The sequence below is a fragment of the Streptomyces sp. NPDC057565 genome (assembly GCF_042801455.1).
GTDB lineage: Bacteria > Actinomycetota > Actinomycetes > Streptomycetales > Streptomycetaceae > Streptomyces > Streptomyces yanii.
Map to the genome: position 1 here is coordinate 356,526 of NZ_JBHVFU010000001.1, position 13,336 is coordinate 369,861.

The window sequence follows — 13,336 nt, forward strand, 5'->3', positions numbered from 1 at the left end:
ACCACCGGACACGCTCTACACTCCGGCCTCATGCTGCGCGTACTCGCCGTCGACGACGAAGCACCCGCCCTGGAGGAGCTGCTCTACCTCCTGCGTGCCGACCCTCGCATCCGCAGCGCCGAAGGCGCCACCGGGGCCACCGAGGCGCTGCGCCGGATCGGCAGCGCCGTCGACGCCGGTCCCGACGACCCGTCCGCCATCGATGTCGTCTTCCTCGACATTCACATGGCGGGCCTCACCGGACTCGATGTCGCCCAGCTGCTGGCCGGGTTCGCAGCGCCCCCGCTCATCGTCTTCGTCACCGCCCACGAAGGGTTCGCCGTCCACGCCTTCGACCTCAAGGCCGTCGACTACGTCCTCAAGCCCGTCCGTCGCGAACGTCTGGCCGAAGCCGTCCGCCGCGTCGCCGAACAGGTCGGCGACCGCTCCGCTTCCCTCCAGGACACCGCAGCCGATCAGATAGCCGTCGAACTGGGCGGAGTGATCCGGTTCATCCCGATCGACGACATCGCGTACGCGGAGGCGCAGGGCGACTACGCCCGGCTGCACACCGCGGGCGGCAGCCACCTCGTCCGGATCCCCCTCACCACCCTGGAGGAACGCTGGCGCTCGCGGGGCTTCGTCCGCATTCATCGCCGCCATCTCGTCGCCCTCGGCCGGATCGACGAACTGCGGCTCGACGCGGGCAGCATGAGCGTCCGCATCGGCACCGCGTCGCTTGCCGTGAGCCGCCGACACACCCGCGCCCTGCGTGATCTGCTCATGCGGCAGACCGGCCGCTGACCAGGGACTACCCAGGTCCGAAAGCTTCCCAGAGGGGTCCTCGGCTGCGTACACTCCGGGCCCATGTCCGCAGAGTCGACGCCCCGGCGTGAAGTGGTGACGGGGGAGCCCCGGCGGGTGCGCCCGCTGCCCCGCTACCGCACCCAGTCGGAGATCGACGAGCAGACCGCGCTCGGCGGCGCCTACGTCCGCTCGCTGATGCGAAGCCAGCTGCGCGCCGGACTCACCGCGTTCACCGTCCTCGCCGTCGTCGCCGGCACGCTGCCGTTGGTCTTCGCCGCCCTGCACAGCGCCGCCGTCGTCTGGGCGGTCCTCGGCTTCGCCGCCTACCCGCCGCTGACCCTGATCGCCTGGTGGTACGTGCGGCGGGCCGAGCGCAACGAGCGCGACTTCGCCCGGCTCGTGGAAGGCCGACCCGCACAGTGAGCCGCACGTACGCGGTGGTGGCCGTCGCCGCCGTCGTTCTCGCCACCGTCCTCGTCGGCGGTTTCGGGCTGCGCATCTCCCGTACCACCTCGGACTTCTACGTCGCCTCCCGTACCGTGCGCCCCCGGCTCAACGCCGCTGCGATCAGCGGCGAGTATCTCTCCGCCGCATCCTTCCTCGGCATCGCCGGCCTGGTGCTCGTGCACGGCCCCGACATGCTGTGGTACCCGGTCGGCTACACCGCCGGCTATCTGGTGCTGCTGGTCTTCGTTGCCGCGCCGCTGCGCCGTTCGGGGGCGTACACCCTGCCCGACTTCGCGGAGGGACGGCTCGAATCGCGGCAGGTGCGCAGGCTGGTGAGCGTGCTCGTCGTCGGGGCCGGCTGGCTCTACCTCGTACCGCAGCTCCAGGGGGCCGGGCTCACCCTGAAGATCCTGACCGGGGCGCCCGGCTGGCTCGGCGATGTGCTCGTCGCATCCGTCGTCGTGGTCGCCGTCGCGGCGGGCGGCATGCGGTCCATCACCTTCGTCCAGGTCTTCCAGTACTGGCTGAAACTGACGGCGCTTCTGGTTCCGGCGATCTTCCTGGTGCTGGCCTGGCAGGGTGACGGGCGGCCGCGGGTCACCTTCGACGAGCAGTTGTCCGTCTTCCGGGCCGACCATCCGCTGTACGCGACCTACGGTCTCATCATCGCGACGTTCCTCGGAACGATGGGGCTGCCGCACGTCGTCGTCCGCTTCTACACCAGCCCGAACGGTCGCGACGCCCGGCGCACCACCGTCGCCGTCCTCGCCCTGATCGGCCTGTTCTACCTGCTGCCGCCCGTGTACGGGGCACTGGGCAGGCTGTACGCCCCCGAGCTGATCCATGGCGGGGACGCGGATGCCGCCGTGCTGCTGCTGCCCGCACGCGTCGTCAGCGGGCTCGGCGGGGACCTGCTCGGCGCACTCATCGCGGGCGGCGCCTTCGCCGCGTTCCTGTCGACCGCATCCGGACTCACGATGGCTGTCGCCGGCGTCATCACGCAGGACGTCCTGCCCTCGCGCGGCGTACGGCACTTCCGGCTGGCCACCGTTCTCGCCATGTGTGTGCCGCTGGCCGGGTCGCTCATGGTCAGCCGGGTGCCGGTGGCGGACTCCGTGGGGATGGCGTTCGCCGTATCAGCGTCGTCCTTCTGCCCGCTGCTGGTCCTCGGTATCTGGTGGCGGCGGCTCACCCCGCCGGGCGCGATCGCCGGACTGGTGCTCGGCGGCGGCTCCGCGTTCCTGTCCGTCGCGATCACCGTCAGCGGTGCGGTGCGCCCGCCCGGCTGGCCGCACACCCTGCTCGCCTGGCCCGCCGTCTGGTCGGTGCCGGTCGGCTTCCTCGCGATGGTCCTGGTGTCGCTCGCCACGCCCGGTCGCATACCGGTCGGCACCAATGCCGCGATGACCCGCTTCCATCTGCCGGAGGCCCTGATACCCGGGAGGCACCGATGACAGGGCCCACGTACGCCGTCCTCGTCCTGTTCGTGCTCCTCCTGCTCGGCGCCGGGTTCCTGCTCGGCCGCCGCACGGCCCGCACCGTCCGCCCCAGCGATGTCGGCACCCCCGTCGAGCATGCCACCTTCGAGACGCTGCACACCGCGTCGCTCGCCGCGCCGCCGCTGCGCGCCGGACTCACCGAGGAGAGCGCCCGCAAGTCAGCCCGCAGACTGCGTTCCCTGCTCGGCACCGACGCGCTCTGTCTCACCGACCGGGACCGGGTCCTCGTCTGGGACGGCGAGGGCGATCACCACGGCAGACACGTCATGGACCAGGTGCAGGGGCTTCTCGCCAGCGGCCGCGACACCGCCTTCCACAGCGACTGCGACGACCTCGACTGCCCGCTGCGCTGGGCCGTCGCCGTGCCGTTGACCGTCGACCACCGAGTCCTCGGCACCCTGATCGCCTACGCCCCGCGCGAGTCGGCGGTCCTGGCCAGGGCAGCCGGAGAGGTGGCCCGCTGGGTCTGCGTACAACTCGAGCTCGCCGAACTCGACCGGTCCCGCACGCAGCTCATCGAGGCCGAGATCAGGGCCCTGCGTGCCCAGATATCCCCGCACTTCATCTTCAACTCCCTCGCCGCCATCGCCTCGTTCGTCCGCACCGACCCCGAGCAGGCCCGCGAGCTGCTGCTGGAGTTCGCCGACTTCACCCGCTACTCGTTCCGCAGCCACGGCGACTTCACCACCCTCGCCGACGAGCTGCACTCCATCGACCAGTATCTGGCCCTCGTCCGGGCCCGCTTCGGTGAACGGCTCGCGGTCACCCTCCAGGTCGCCCCCGAAGTCCTGCCCGTCGCCCTGCCGTTCCTGTGCCTCCAGCCCCTGGTCGAGAACGCCGTCAAGCACGGACTCGAAGGCGCCGTCACCCGCAGCCGCATCACCATCAGCGCGCTGGACGCGGGCTCGGAGGCAGAAGTCGTCATCGAGGACGACGGCACCGGAATGGACCCGGAGCGGCTGCGGCACATCCTGAGCGGCGAAGGAGGACACTCCACCGGCATCGGACTGCTCAACGTCGACGAGCGGCTCCGCCAGGTGTACGGCGACGACTACGGGCTCGTGATCGAGACGGGCATCGGCGCCGGGATGAAGATCACGGTGCGGCTGCCGAAGTACCGCGCAGGGGTGCACGGTTCGTGAGCTCCTCTCAGTACAGATGGATCGCCAGATGCCCCAGTGGCAGCCCCAGCTGCCAGGCGGGCGTCCACACCTGGGCCGACACCTGCGCCCACTCCTCGTCGTCCTCGGTGCCGAGCGGCTCCCACGGCGGGGGCCCGATCGCGTCGAGATCGGTGGCGAGCAGCTCCGTCTCGTCCAGCCACCGCCAGGCACGCCTGGCCAGCGCCAGATCGGGATCCGGAACATTCCGGCCGCCGTCCGGCGAAGGGACCGCGGACGCCGCCGCGTCGAGCCGCTCGCAGACCCAGCGGCGCCAGGCACTCCCGTACGCCGTGAGCAGTCGCAGCTCGTCCATCCTGGTCGCGGGCAGCGCATCGGCCACCGCCCCGTCGGAGAGGAAGATGGTCAGGGCGAGCGCCTCACGCCCGGCGCGGTACTCCAGCGTCGACGGCTCCATCAGATCGCCGGTCCGCAGCAGTTCATCGGCGATGTACTCGGCGTACATCCAGGCCATCGGGACCAGCAGCCCGCCCCCACTGGTTCCATCCGTACGTTCCGGACGCATCCCGTCTCGCCTCTTCCTCATCTCGGCACCGGGCCACACGCAGCATTGAACCGGGGGAGCGCGCCCCGCGTGGCCAGAAGGACAGGATCCGTCCGACCCGATCCGTCACAGACACGAGGTTGCGATGACCATCGATCCCGGGGAGGGACCGCACATGCGGCAATTGCTCGGCGCGTATGTGCTCGATGCGCTCAACGACGGGGAGGCCCGGCTGGTCTCGCAGCATCTGCAGGACTGCGACGGATGCGCCGCCGACTATGTGGAGGTTGCGGAGACGGTGTCCCTGCTCGGCCTGCTGAGCGAGGAGGACCTGCTGGAGTAGCCGGGCAGGTTGCGGGAGAGCAGGCGCAGCGCGTAGTAGGAACGGGACTTGACCGTGCCTGCCGGTATGCCCAGCACCTGCGCCGTCTCGCCCACGCTCAGCCCGCGGAAGTAGATCTGGACCAGCACCGCACGGTGCTCCGGGCTGAGCGTCCGCACCGCCTCGCGGACATCGAGCGCGGCGACGGTCGCCTCCGCCGTGTCCTCCCGGCCAGGGGCGCTCTCCAGGACGAGGTCGCTGACCTCCGTCGGCCGGGCCTGACGGGACCTGCGCGCATCGATCGCCAGCCGCCGGGCGACCGTGAAGAGCCAGGGCCGCATCGATTCGTACGGACTGTCGAACGCCTCAGGGTGCTGCCAGGCGCGTACCAGCGTCTCCTGGAGCAGATCCTCGGCGCGCTGCCGGTCGCCGAAGGTCAGACCGAGCAGGAAGTGGAGGAGCGCGGGACCGTGTTCGCGCTGCAACTCCGCGAGGGCCCGCTCATCGGTCGTCGTGGTCATGGTGAACGCCCCTTTCCCGCGGAGGCCCCTGCCGCCCTGCCGCTGCCTGCGCCGTATACGAACGCATCGGGGCCGCGACGAACAGAAGATGCACCGAGGTGTGCGACGAGCGGTCGCACGGAGCGGCGAATGGTGCGGTGAACGGTCGGCCGGACGGTGAACGGACAGGGGGCGGGCGACGTGCGGCGCGCGACGCCGCACTCGGCCGGGCGTGCGGCGTGGCCGAGTGCGGGGTCGGTGGCGGTCAGCGGGGAGCGGGCGCCGGCCGTACGGACAGCAGCCACCCCCGGCCCGGCGCGACCGGGACCGGCTCGCCCGCGGCGAACGAGCGTTCCGGCTGGAAACCCTCGATCGCGGGTGCGTACGCCGCGACCGGGTCGCCGGAGCCGGTCAGCACGCACTCCACCGGCGTCGATGCCCACGAAGCGACCGCGGTCGCCGTCCCGCCCGGTCCCTGCCAGCTGGAGGCGAGGACATCGGCCCGGCCGGTCGCCACGGGCGGCTCGTCCGCCCACCATCCCGTGAAGTCGGCCTCGGGCAGCCGCAACGCGTCGAAGGCCCGCCACAGCGGCCGGACATCGGTCATCGGGGCGCGCGCCGTCATCCCGAAGACCAGGCCCCGCCACGGGTTGCCGCCACCCTCCAGCATCTCGCCCATCAGCCCGAACGGGATCCCGGAGAGCTCCACCAGCCAGTACGCGGGGTCGGTCCCCTCGTAGTCGAACAGCTCGCCCAGCCAGAGCCGGTCGGTGTACGGCATCAGCTCCGCGTACAGATTGGCGCTGGACGCGAAGCCGTCCGGCTCCCGGTACTGGTTGCAGGAGTGCAGATCGATCAGTGGCGCGGTGTCGCCGGACCGGGCCAGTGTCTTGCGGACCCGCTTCATGGTGGTCCGGTCGTACGCCACGTCGTCGAGGTAGAGTCCGTCGACCCCGATCCGGCGGCGGAGCCGGTCGATTCCGCACACATAGGAGTTGTGCCAGCGCGAGTCGCCCGAGGTCACGACAGCCACATCGGTGACGTCGGGCGCCACCCAGCCGGGGACGTAGTCCGTGCCCAGATGCTCGCGCAGCCAGGCGTGTCCGCCGCCGGGCCCCGGCGCCAGGACCTCGCTGCCCAGGGAGGCGAGGGCGGGCAGCTCAGGGTTGTGCCGGGTCAGTTCACGCACGGTGTCGTACACCTTGACGCGGATACCGAGCCGGTGTGCCTCGGTGGTGTAGTCACGCAGCACATCGGCGGCCAGCAGCGGGTCGTTGATGTACGGGTTGGGTGGCGTGGCGTGATGGATGTTGACGACGTTCGCACCGTACGCGGCGACCTCGGCGGGGGCGGCGTACGCATGGAAGTAGCGCTCGGCGAGCTGGAGTCCGGGCCTGATCGGCTTGAACGGAGTGAGCAGCAGCCGCAGTTCGAAGCAGCGGCTCTCCCCGGCGGCCATCCGCAGCGGACCGCTGTACGCGCTCACCGTCCGCGCCCCGTTCTCGGTGCGCAGCCGGACCCCGCCGCTGCTGTCGCCGGCCCAGGAGCGAGGCGTGACCAGGGGCTTCTCGCGGTAGTAGTTGGTGTTCAGCGGCCGTGCGTAGTGCTCGTCGCGCAGCGAGAGCTGGACACCCGCGGCGGGGGAGCCGAGCCAGAGTGCGTCCTGGTTGTGGGCGGGGGTGTCCCACTGCCAGTCGTACGTCTCCGGGCAGACCTGCCCCGGCAGCCCGAGACCCATCGCGTACCGGGCGATGTCCGCCCGGACCGGCATGTCCAGGCGCGCGTCGAGGGCGAGCTCGTCGACCGCCTCGACAGTCGTCCGTACGACGAGGAAACCGTCGGCCTCCAACGCTCCCTCGGTGCGCAGCCGGAGACCCGGGCCGGTGGCCTCGCAGGACCAGCGGACGCGCGCCGGTCCGGTCCGGTCGAGCCTGAGCGGACCGTGGTCGAGCGGGTGGCCGACCGTGAACGCGACCGGTCCGGAGAGCAGATCGCGTTCCGGACCGTCCGTGCCCGTCACCCCGGAGGTGAACGACGAGGTGAGCCGCCGCGGCAGCCCGGCGGGGCCGATCTCCACCGCCCGGCCGAGGATCTCCAGGCGGTGTCCGGCCACCTTCACCGGGGTGAACGGCGGGACGATCTCGTCGTCCTGGCCGAGCGTCGAGTCCAGCCAGCGCAGCCGGGCCAGCCGGGCGGGGTCCCCGGCGCCGTGGTCGTCAACGGTCTGCGGGCCGACGGTGATCCGCAGCGGCAGCACCCGCTCTCCGGTGCCGTGGGCGCGTACGGCGATCTCGCCCTCGTACGTGCCGGGTTCGGCGGCCTGCGGGATGTCCAGGCCGAACCAGAGCGCGTGGACATGCCCCGCGCCGACATCGATCCGGTTCTCGAACGGCTCCCCGCGTGCGTCGGTGCCGCCCGCACTGAGCGACCGGACCGGGAACGGCAGCCCCCGGACCTCGGTACGGATCTCCGTCAGCGCCTCCACCGCGTACACCCCGGCCTGCAGCACGTAGAACTCGCCGCACGACGCCGCACCCGTGAACGGCGCGGACGGCACGGCGTGGGCCCACGGGGCGGGCAGCCGGTCGTACCGGCCCAGTGGATGGTCGCGGTCCTCGCCGAACAGCAGGAACGGCTCGTCCGGATGCGCAGCGGTCAGCGCCGCACACTCGTCGGCCGTGGCCGCGAACCCCAGCGGGGCGAAGGAGTCGACGGCGCTCACGGCCTCGTACCGGAACGCCTCCGCGCGCGGCAGCGACGCCCAGACCCCGTCCGGCCGCTGCAGCCCGCAACGGTGCACCCAGTCGGGGTCCGCGGTCGGCGTCGGATGCCGGTAGGCGGCCTGTGGATAGTAGGGACGGCCCGTGTGCGCGTAGGGCAGATAGTGCACGGCGTAGTCGCCCGGACCTTCCACCGGCTCGAACGCGATCCTGCCGCGCTCGGCCGTCGCCTCGATCCGGACCGTGTTCCGTACCCGGCGGCCGGACGGGGCGAGGACCAGGACATCCACCGCCCCGGGGTCCGGATCCCTGCGCCGCCACGGGAGTTCCGCCCCGAAAACGGGGCCGCCCGAGGGGGCGCGCACCAGGATCCGGTGATTGCCGTACATGTCGCTGTCCCACGAACCGAGCCCGCACTGCAGCTCGGGATGGCCCTGCTCACCCATGTCCGCACTCCCTCAAGGGCGCTATTTATTAGGTAAGTTGCTGAATTGCCATGGGACACCATGGAGATCCGACGATCATGCTGTCAAGGGAGACGTCATGGACCGGGGTGGGGACGCCTCGCTGCTGCGCCGACTGAACACGGCCGCTGCCCTGCGGGTGATGCGCGAACGCGACGAGGTCACCGTGCCGGAACTCGCCGGGCTGATCGGGGTCTCCCGGCCGACCGCCCAGGACCTCACGGCGCAGCTGCTGCGCGAGGGCCGACTGGTGGAGCTGCAGGCCAACAGTGGTTCCGTGGGCCGTCCGGCCCGCCGCTTCCGGTTCCGGGCCGAGGCGGGACATGTCATCGGCGTGGACATCGGCGCGCACAAGGTGCTGGTGCACGCCGTGGACCTGCTCGGTCGCACCGTCGCCGCGGAACGGGTCGCCGTCACCCCCGCCCTGACCGCCCGGGAACGGCTGGACACCGTCCGCGGGGCGATCGAGGCGTGCCTGGCCCGGCCGGAGAGCGCCGGGGTGCGCCCGCTGGCCACCGGCATCGGCACCAGTGGCATGGTGGACCTCGAGGGCCGGGTGGTGCGGAGCACCGCGCTGCCCGGCTGGACCGGACTCGACCTCGGGAGCGAGCTCGCGGACAGCGCCCCGGGCCCGGTACTGGTGGGCAACGACATCCAGCTGGCGACCTTCGCCGAATGCGCCGGAGGTGTGGCCGTCGGGGTCCGGGACGCCATCTACCTCTACGTGGGCAACCGCCCCGGCATCGGCCTGTGGCTGCACGGCCGGCTGCACCGGGGCCACGGCGGCGCCGCGGGCGAACTGCTGCCCCCGGACGGCTGGTCGGCTGCCTATCGGCGACTGCTGGACTGGGCCGCCGGACACCAGGGCGCCGAGCTGCCCACCCGGGACAGCGCTGCCCGCGCCGTGGTCGGGGCTGCGGCGGCCGGGGACGGCGGCGCACGGTACGCGCTGCGCGCCTTCGCCGAGTCGCTCGCCGCCTGTCTGGCGCCCCATGTCGCCGCCCTCGATCCCGAGCTGGTCGTACTCGGCGGCGGTATCTCCCGGGCGGGAGCGCTGCTCAGCGAGCCGTTCGCCGCGTCGCTCGCCGCCCTCTGCCCGAACACGCCGCATGTCCAGAACTCCTCGCTCGGCGAGGAGTCAACTGCGATCGGGGCAGCCCGGCTGGTACTGGAACATATCGAGAACACGGTGCAGAAAAGTCCAACTCCACAGGACTGATTGGCTGTTGACGTACCGGTTCGACGCTTCGATGATGTGGCCACTCTTTTCCGAAAGTTGGTTTCTAAATTCGTCGTTCCGTCAGGCCAGGGAGTACGTGTGACATCCCCTGCAACAACGCGCAGCCCCCGGGCGGCGTCCCCACCAGCGCCCAGGGCGAAGACCGGCCGGCCCCCGCTGCGGCGCGTACCGCTGAGGATCCGGCTGCGGAACAACTGGGTGATGCTCGCCCTGATGGCCCCGGGCCTGCTCTTCTTCGCCGTGTTCTTCTACGTGCCGATGCTGGGCAACATCGTTGCCTTCCAGGACTACCAGCCGTTCATCGGCTTCAGGAGCAGCCCGTGGGTGGGCCTGGCCAACTTCCAGGAGCTCTTCTCCGATCCGGCGTTCTGGGAGTCCGTACGCAACACGCTGGCCTTCGCCGCGCTGCAGCTGATCTTCTTCTTCCCCGCCCCGCTGGCCCTCGCGCTGCTCATCAACAGCCTGGTCAGCAGCCGCGTGAAGAAGTTCGTGCAGAGCGTCGTCTACCTCCCGCACTTCATCTCCTGGGTACTGGTCGTCGCCCTCTTCCAGCAGGTGCTCGGCGGCGCGGGACTCATCAGCAACTTCCTGCGTGACCACGGGCTCTCGGCCCTCGACGTGATGACCGATCCCAGCACCTTCCCGATGCTGATCACCGCACAGGTGATCTGGAAGGACATCGGCTGGGGCATGATCATCTATCTGGCGGCGCTCGCCAACGTCGACCAGAGTCTGTACGAATCGGCTGCCGTGGACGGTGCCGGACCCTGGCGACGCATGTGGCACGTCACCCTGCCCGCCGTCCGAGGCGTCACGATCATGCTGCTGGTACTGCGCCTCGGCGACGTACTGTCCGTCGGCTTCGAGCAGTTCCTCCTCCAGCGCGACGCGGTCGGCGCCCGGGCCTCCGAGGTCCTCGACACCTACGTGTACTACCACGGCGTGGTCTACGGCGACTGGGGCATCGGCGCCGTCGCCGGCCTGGTCAAGGGCGTGGTCGGCGCACTGATGATCTGGGGCGCCAACCGGCTCGCCCATGCATTCGGAGAGCAAGGGGTGTACAGCAAATGACCGTCGGACTGCCCCTGCTGAAGCCCCGGCCCGCCGACCGCAGGGCCGCCTGGGAGGAGCCGCCGACCCGGCTGGGCTCGGCTGCCAAAGCCGTCGTCCTCACTGTCATCGTCGCCGTGATGACCCTGCCGTTCCTGGTCGTCCTCTCCACCAGTCTCGCCTCCCGCGAGGAGGTCACGGCCGCCGGGGGATACGTACTCTTCCCGACCGAGCCCACCCTGCAGGCGTACCGCACCATCCTCTCGGGCGGACTGGTCACCCGCGCCGTCACGGTCAGCGTCCTGATCACCGGCATCGGCACCGCGCTCTCCCTGCTGACGACCATCGCCCTGGCCTATGCCCTGAGCAAGCGCGGCGTCCCCGGCAGCAGGCCCGTTCTGCTGCTCGTCCTGTTCACCCTGCTCTTCGCCCCCGGCATGATCCCGATGTACGTCCTGGTCAAGGAGCTCGGACTGCTCGACTCGTACTGGGCGCTGATCCTGCCGGGCCTGGTCAACGCCTTCAATCTGGTGGTGATGAGGGCGTTCTTCATGAACATCCCCGAGGAGCTGTACCAGGCCGCCCGGATCGACGGAGCGGGCGACTGGCGGATCCTCACCAGGATCGTGCTGCCGCTTTCCAAGGGCGTCATCGCCGTCGTCGGGCTCTTCTACGCGGTGACGTACTGGAACGCCTTCTTCAACGCGATGCTCTACCTCAACGACTCCGGCAAATGGCCCATCCAGCTGCTGCTGCGCACCTATGTGGTGCAGAACAAGCAGATGGCGGCCGACCAGCTCGGTGTGGCCCATCTGCCGCCCCAGCAGTCGATCTCCATGGCGGTCGTCATGCTCGCGCTGATCCCGATTCTGCTGCTCTACCCGTTCCTGCAGAAGTACTTCACCAAGGGCGTGCTCACCGGCGCCATCAAGGGCTGACCCACGCCCGCTCATCTGTCCCCATCCTTCTCACCCCCCGTTGCGGAGATTCCCTATGACCGGCATGTCCCGACGCACCTTCCTCGGCCTGAGCACCGCCGTCGCGGCAGGCGCCGCCGCCACCACGCTCGCCGGCTGTGGCTCCTCCACCGCCGCCAAGGGCGAAGCCGCCTCGGGGAAGGTGAAGCTTCCCTCGTACGTTCCCAACACCAGCATCAAGCCCGATCTGCCGCCCAACGCGAAGGGGCTCTCCGCGGGCTATCTCTCGTACCCCAAGGAGTTGATCCAGAGCGTTTCGAAGGCCCCCGGCGACGGTTCGAAGGTCACCCTGCTCACCGAGATCTGGACCCAGCCGCCGCTTCCCAAGGGCTCCAACGAGCACTGGCAGAAGGTCAACAAGGCGCTCGGTGTCGATCTCTCCGCCATCCTGGGCACCGACCCCGGATACGACGAGAAGTTCTCCGCCACGGTCGCCGGCGGGGACCTGCCCGACCTGATGTGGATACCGCCCAACCAGGGCATCCAGCACGTCGCCCAGCTGCTGGAATCCAAGTGCGCCGACATCACCGACCTCGTCTCGGGCGACGCGGTCAAGGACTACCCGAACCTCGCCGCGATGACCCCCGCACACTGGAAGACCGCCGTGGTCAACGGCAAGATCTGGGGTGCGCCCAGTCCCTACCCCGCGTTCGGCCAGGTCTACGGCGGCAACCCCGAGGTCTGGGAGAAGGCGGGCGGCCTGTCCGCCGGCAGCCCCGACGAGTTCCTGGCCAAGTGCAAGGAGGTCACCGGCGGCAAGGTCTGGGCGCTGGAACCGATCTACGTCAATGCCGTCAGCGTGATGAGCCAGTGCTTCGGAGCCCCGAACAAGTGGCGGCAGAACAAGGACGGCTCGCTCACCTTCTGGCAGGAGACCGACGAGTATCTGGCGGCGCTGGACTTCGTGCTGAAGCTCAAGAAGGCCGGGGTCTTCTACCCGGGTGACCCGAAGATGGCCGATGCCTATCTGAAGATGGCCCAGGGCTCCATCGGCGCCGCGGTGTTCGCCAACCCGTCGGGTGCCCGTGCCAACCTCCGTACCAACGACCCCTCGCTCGCCGCCGAGATCCTGATCCCGTTCGCCGCGGGCAGTCGGCAGCCCAACCACCACTACCACCTGGGCACCATCGGCTACACCGCCATCAAGAAGGGCAGCGAGGAGCGGGTACGGATGCTGCTCGGCGTCCTCGACTACCTCGCCGCGCCCTTCGGCACCAAGGAGCGCGAGCTGCTGGAATTCGGCACGGAGGGCGTCGACTTCACCTACGACAAGCAGGGCTTCCCGCAGCGCACCGACCGGGGGAAGCAACAGGTCGAGGGGTTCTACAGCGGACTGGCCACCGCGACCACCGCCCCGTTCGCACTGCTGCCCTCCACGTTCGCGGGATCCCATGGCCCGCAGGACGTGAAGGACATCTACGCCGTCGAGCAGAAGCTCACCGAGACCGCCATCACCAACCCGACGGTGGGCCACTACTCCGACGCGTACACCGAGCACTACGGGCGCATGTCGACCGAGGCCACGGACCTGGTCAACGACATCGTCAGCGGCCGCAGGAAGACCGGCGAGTGGAAGTCGTTCTGGACCGAGTGGCGCTCCCAGGGCCTGGACCGGATGGCCCGTGAGTTCCAGAAGTCCATCGAGAAGAACGCCTGACGGCCCCGG

At 70.3% G+C, this 13,336-nt stretch carries 12 protein-coding genes; 9 read left to right on the forward strand and 3 right to left on the reverse strand.

Going from position 1 to position 13,336, the window contains the following annotated elements:
- Window positions 1–30 precede the first annotated feature (30 nt).
- The 4 genes from ACFU8W_RS01520 to ACFU8W_RS01535 all read left to right on the forward strand — a co-directional run bounded on the left by ACFU8W_RS01520 (window position 31) and on the right by ACFU8W_RS01535 (window position 3,874).
- Window positions 31–783, forward strand: coding sequence for a LytTR family DNA-binding domain-containing protein (locus ACFU8W_RS01520; RefSeq protein ID WP_345518603.1), 753 nt, complete (start codon window positions 31–33; stop codon window positions 781–783).
- A gap of 63 nt (window positions 784–846) precedes the next feature.
- Window positions 847–1,209, forward strand: coding sequence for a hypothetical protein (locus ACFU8W_RS01525; protein ID WP_266978268.1), 363 nt, complete (start codon window positions 847–849; stop codon window positions 1,207–1,209).
- On the forward strand, window positions 1,206–2,687 hold the full coding sequence (locus ACFU8W_RS01530) for a cation acetate symporter (protein ID WP_384031203.1): 1,482 nt from the start codon (window positions 1,206–1,208) through the stop codon (window positions 2,685–2,687). The genes ACFU8W_RS01525 and ACFU8W_RS01530 overlap by 4 nt, the downstream gene beginning before the upstream one ends.
- Entirely contained in the window at window positions 2,684–3,874 is a 1,191-nt protein-coding gene (locus ACFU8W_RS01535) for a histidine kinase (protein ID WP_345518609.1), read from the forward strand. Before ACFU8W_RS01530 ends, ACFU8W_RS01535 begins: the two co-directional genes overlap by 4 nt.
- A gap of 7 nt (window positions 3,875–3,881) precedes the next feature.
- Here ACFU8W_RS01535 and ACFU8W_RS01540 read toward each other — a convergent pair whose 3' ends face one another.
- Window positions 3,882–4,418 (reverse strand): hypothetical protein, encoded by a 537-nt coding sequence (locus tag ACFU8W_RS01540; RefSeq protein ID WP_384031206.1) that lies wholly within the window; start codon window positions 4,416–4,418, stop codon window positions 3,882–3,884.
- A 124-nt stretch (window positions 4,419–4,542) separates the two neighbouring features.
- On the opposite strand from ACFU8W_RS01540, the gene ACFU8W_RS01545 reads away from it, so the two are divergent.
- The gene (locus ACFU8W_RS01545; RefSeq protein WP_384031208.1) at window positions 4,543–4,740 is read left to right on the forward strand and encodes a zf-HC2 domain-containing protein; all 198 of its coding nucleotides are present in this window, start codon (window positions 4,543–4,545) and stop codon (window positions 4,738–4,740) included.
- Here ACFU8W_RS01545 and ACFU8W_RS01550 read toward each other — a convergent pair.
- Both ACFU8W_RS01550 and ACFU8W_RS01555 read right to left on the reverse strand, forming a co-directional pair.
- A complete protein-coding gene (locus tag ACFU8W_RS01550) occupies window positions 4,674–5,240 on the reverse strand; it encodes a sigma-70 family RNA polymerase sigma factor (RefSeq protein WP_266978263.1) in 567 nt (188 codons plus the stop codon). The genes ACFU8W_RS01545 and ACFU8W_RS01550 overlap by 67 nt on opposite strands.
- A 244-nt stretch (window positions 5,241–5,484) precedes the next feature.
- On the reverse strand, window positions 5,485–8,385 hold the full coding sequence (locus tag ACFU8W_RS01555) for a glycoside hydrolase domain-containing protein (RefSeq protein WP_384031210.1): 2,901 nt from the start codon (window positions 8,383–8,385) through the stop codon (window positions 5,485–5,487).
- Window positions 8,386–8,482: 97 nt separating this feature from the next.
- Here ACFU8W_RS01555 and ACFU8W_RS01560 point away from each other — a divergent pair, with 97 nt between their 5' ends.
- The 4 genes from ACFU8W_RS01560 to ACFU8W_RS01575 all read left to right on the forward strand — a co-directional run bounded on the left by ACFU8W_RS01560 (window position 8,483) and on the right by ACFU8W_RS01575 (window position 13,327).
- The gene (locus tag ACFU8W_RS01560; RefSeq protein ID WP_384031212.1) at window positions 8,483–9,622 is read left to right on the forward strand and encodes an ROK family protein; all 1,140 of its coding nucleotides are present in this window, start codon (window positions 8,483–8,485) and stop codon (window positions 9,620–9,622) included.
- 222 nt (window positions 9,623–9,844) lie between these two features.
- On the forward strand, window positions 9,845–10,714 hold the full coding sequence (locus ACFU8W_RS01565) for an ABC transporter permease (protein ID WP_384032032.1): 870 nt from the start codon (window positions 9,845–9,847) through the stop codon (window positions 10,712–10,714).
- Window positions 10,711–11,631, forward strand: coding sequence for a carbohydrate ABC transporter permease (locus ACFU8W_RS01570; RefSeq protein WP_384031214.1), 921 nt, complete (start codon window positions 10,711–10,713; stop codon window positions 11,629–11,631). The genes ACFU8W_RS01565 and ACFU8W_RS01570 overlap by 4 nt, the downstream gene beginning before the upstream one ends.
- A 55-nt stretch (window positions 11,632–11,686) precedes the next feature.
- On the forward strand, window positions 11,687–13,327 hold the full coding sequence (locus ACFU8W_RS01575; protein ID WP_384031216.1) for a hypothetical protein: 1,641 nt from the start codon (window positions 11,687–11,689) through the stop codon (window positions 13,325–13,327).
- Window positions 13,328–13,336: the final 9 nt, after the last annotated feature.

Excerpts from the sequence above, each read along its gene's own strand:
- ACFU8W_RS01570 (WP_384031214.1), top strand. The coding sequence starts at position 10,711 with ATGACCGTCGGACTGCCCCTGCTGAAGCCCCGGCCCGCCGACCGCAGG.
- ACFU8W_RS01525 (WP_266978268.1), top strand. The coding sequence starts at position 847 with ATGTCCGCAGAGTCGACGCCCCGGCGTGAAGTGGTGACGGGGGAGCCC.
- ACFU8W_RS01575 (WP_384031216.1), top strand. The coding sequence starts at position 11,687 with ATGACCGGCATGTCCCGACGCACCTTCCTCGGCCTGAGCACCGCCGTC.
- ACFU8W_RS01540 (WP_384031206.1), bottom strand. The coding sequence starts at position 4,418 with ATGCGTCCGGAACGTACGGATGGAACCAGTGGGGGCGGGCTGCTGGTC.
- ACFU8W_RS01550 (WP_266978263.1), bottom strand. The coding sequence starts at position 5,240 with ATGACCACGACGACCGATGAGCGGGCCCTCGCGGAGTTGCAGCGCGAA.
- ACFU8W_RS01565 (WP_384032032.1), top strand. The coding sequence starts at position 9,845 with ATGCTCGCCCTGATGGCCCCGGGCCTGCTCTTCTTCGCCGTGTTCTTC.
- ACFU8W_RS01545 (WP_384031208.1), top strand. The coding sequence starts at position 4,543 with ATGACCATCGATCCCGGGGAGGGACCGCACATGCGGCAATTGCTCGGC.
- ACFU8W_RS01560 (WP_384031212.1), top strand. The coding sequence starts at position 8,483 with ATGGACCGGGGTGGGGACGCCTCGCTGCTGCGCCGACTGAACACGGCC.
- ACFU8W_RS01520 (WP_345518603.1), top strand. The coding sequence starts at position 31 with ATGCTGCGCGTACTCGCCGTCGACGACGAAGCACCCGCCCTGGAGGAG.
- ACFU8W_RS01535 (WP_345518609.1), top strand. The coding sequence starts at position 2,684 with ATGACAGGGCCCACGTACGCCGTCCTCGTCCTGTTCGTGCTCCTCCTG.
- ACFU8W_RS01555 (WP_384031210.1), bottom strand. The coding sequence starts at position 8,385 with ATGGGTGAGCAGGGCCATCCCGAGCTGCAGTGCGGGCTCGGTTCGTGG.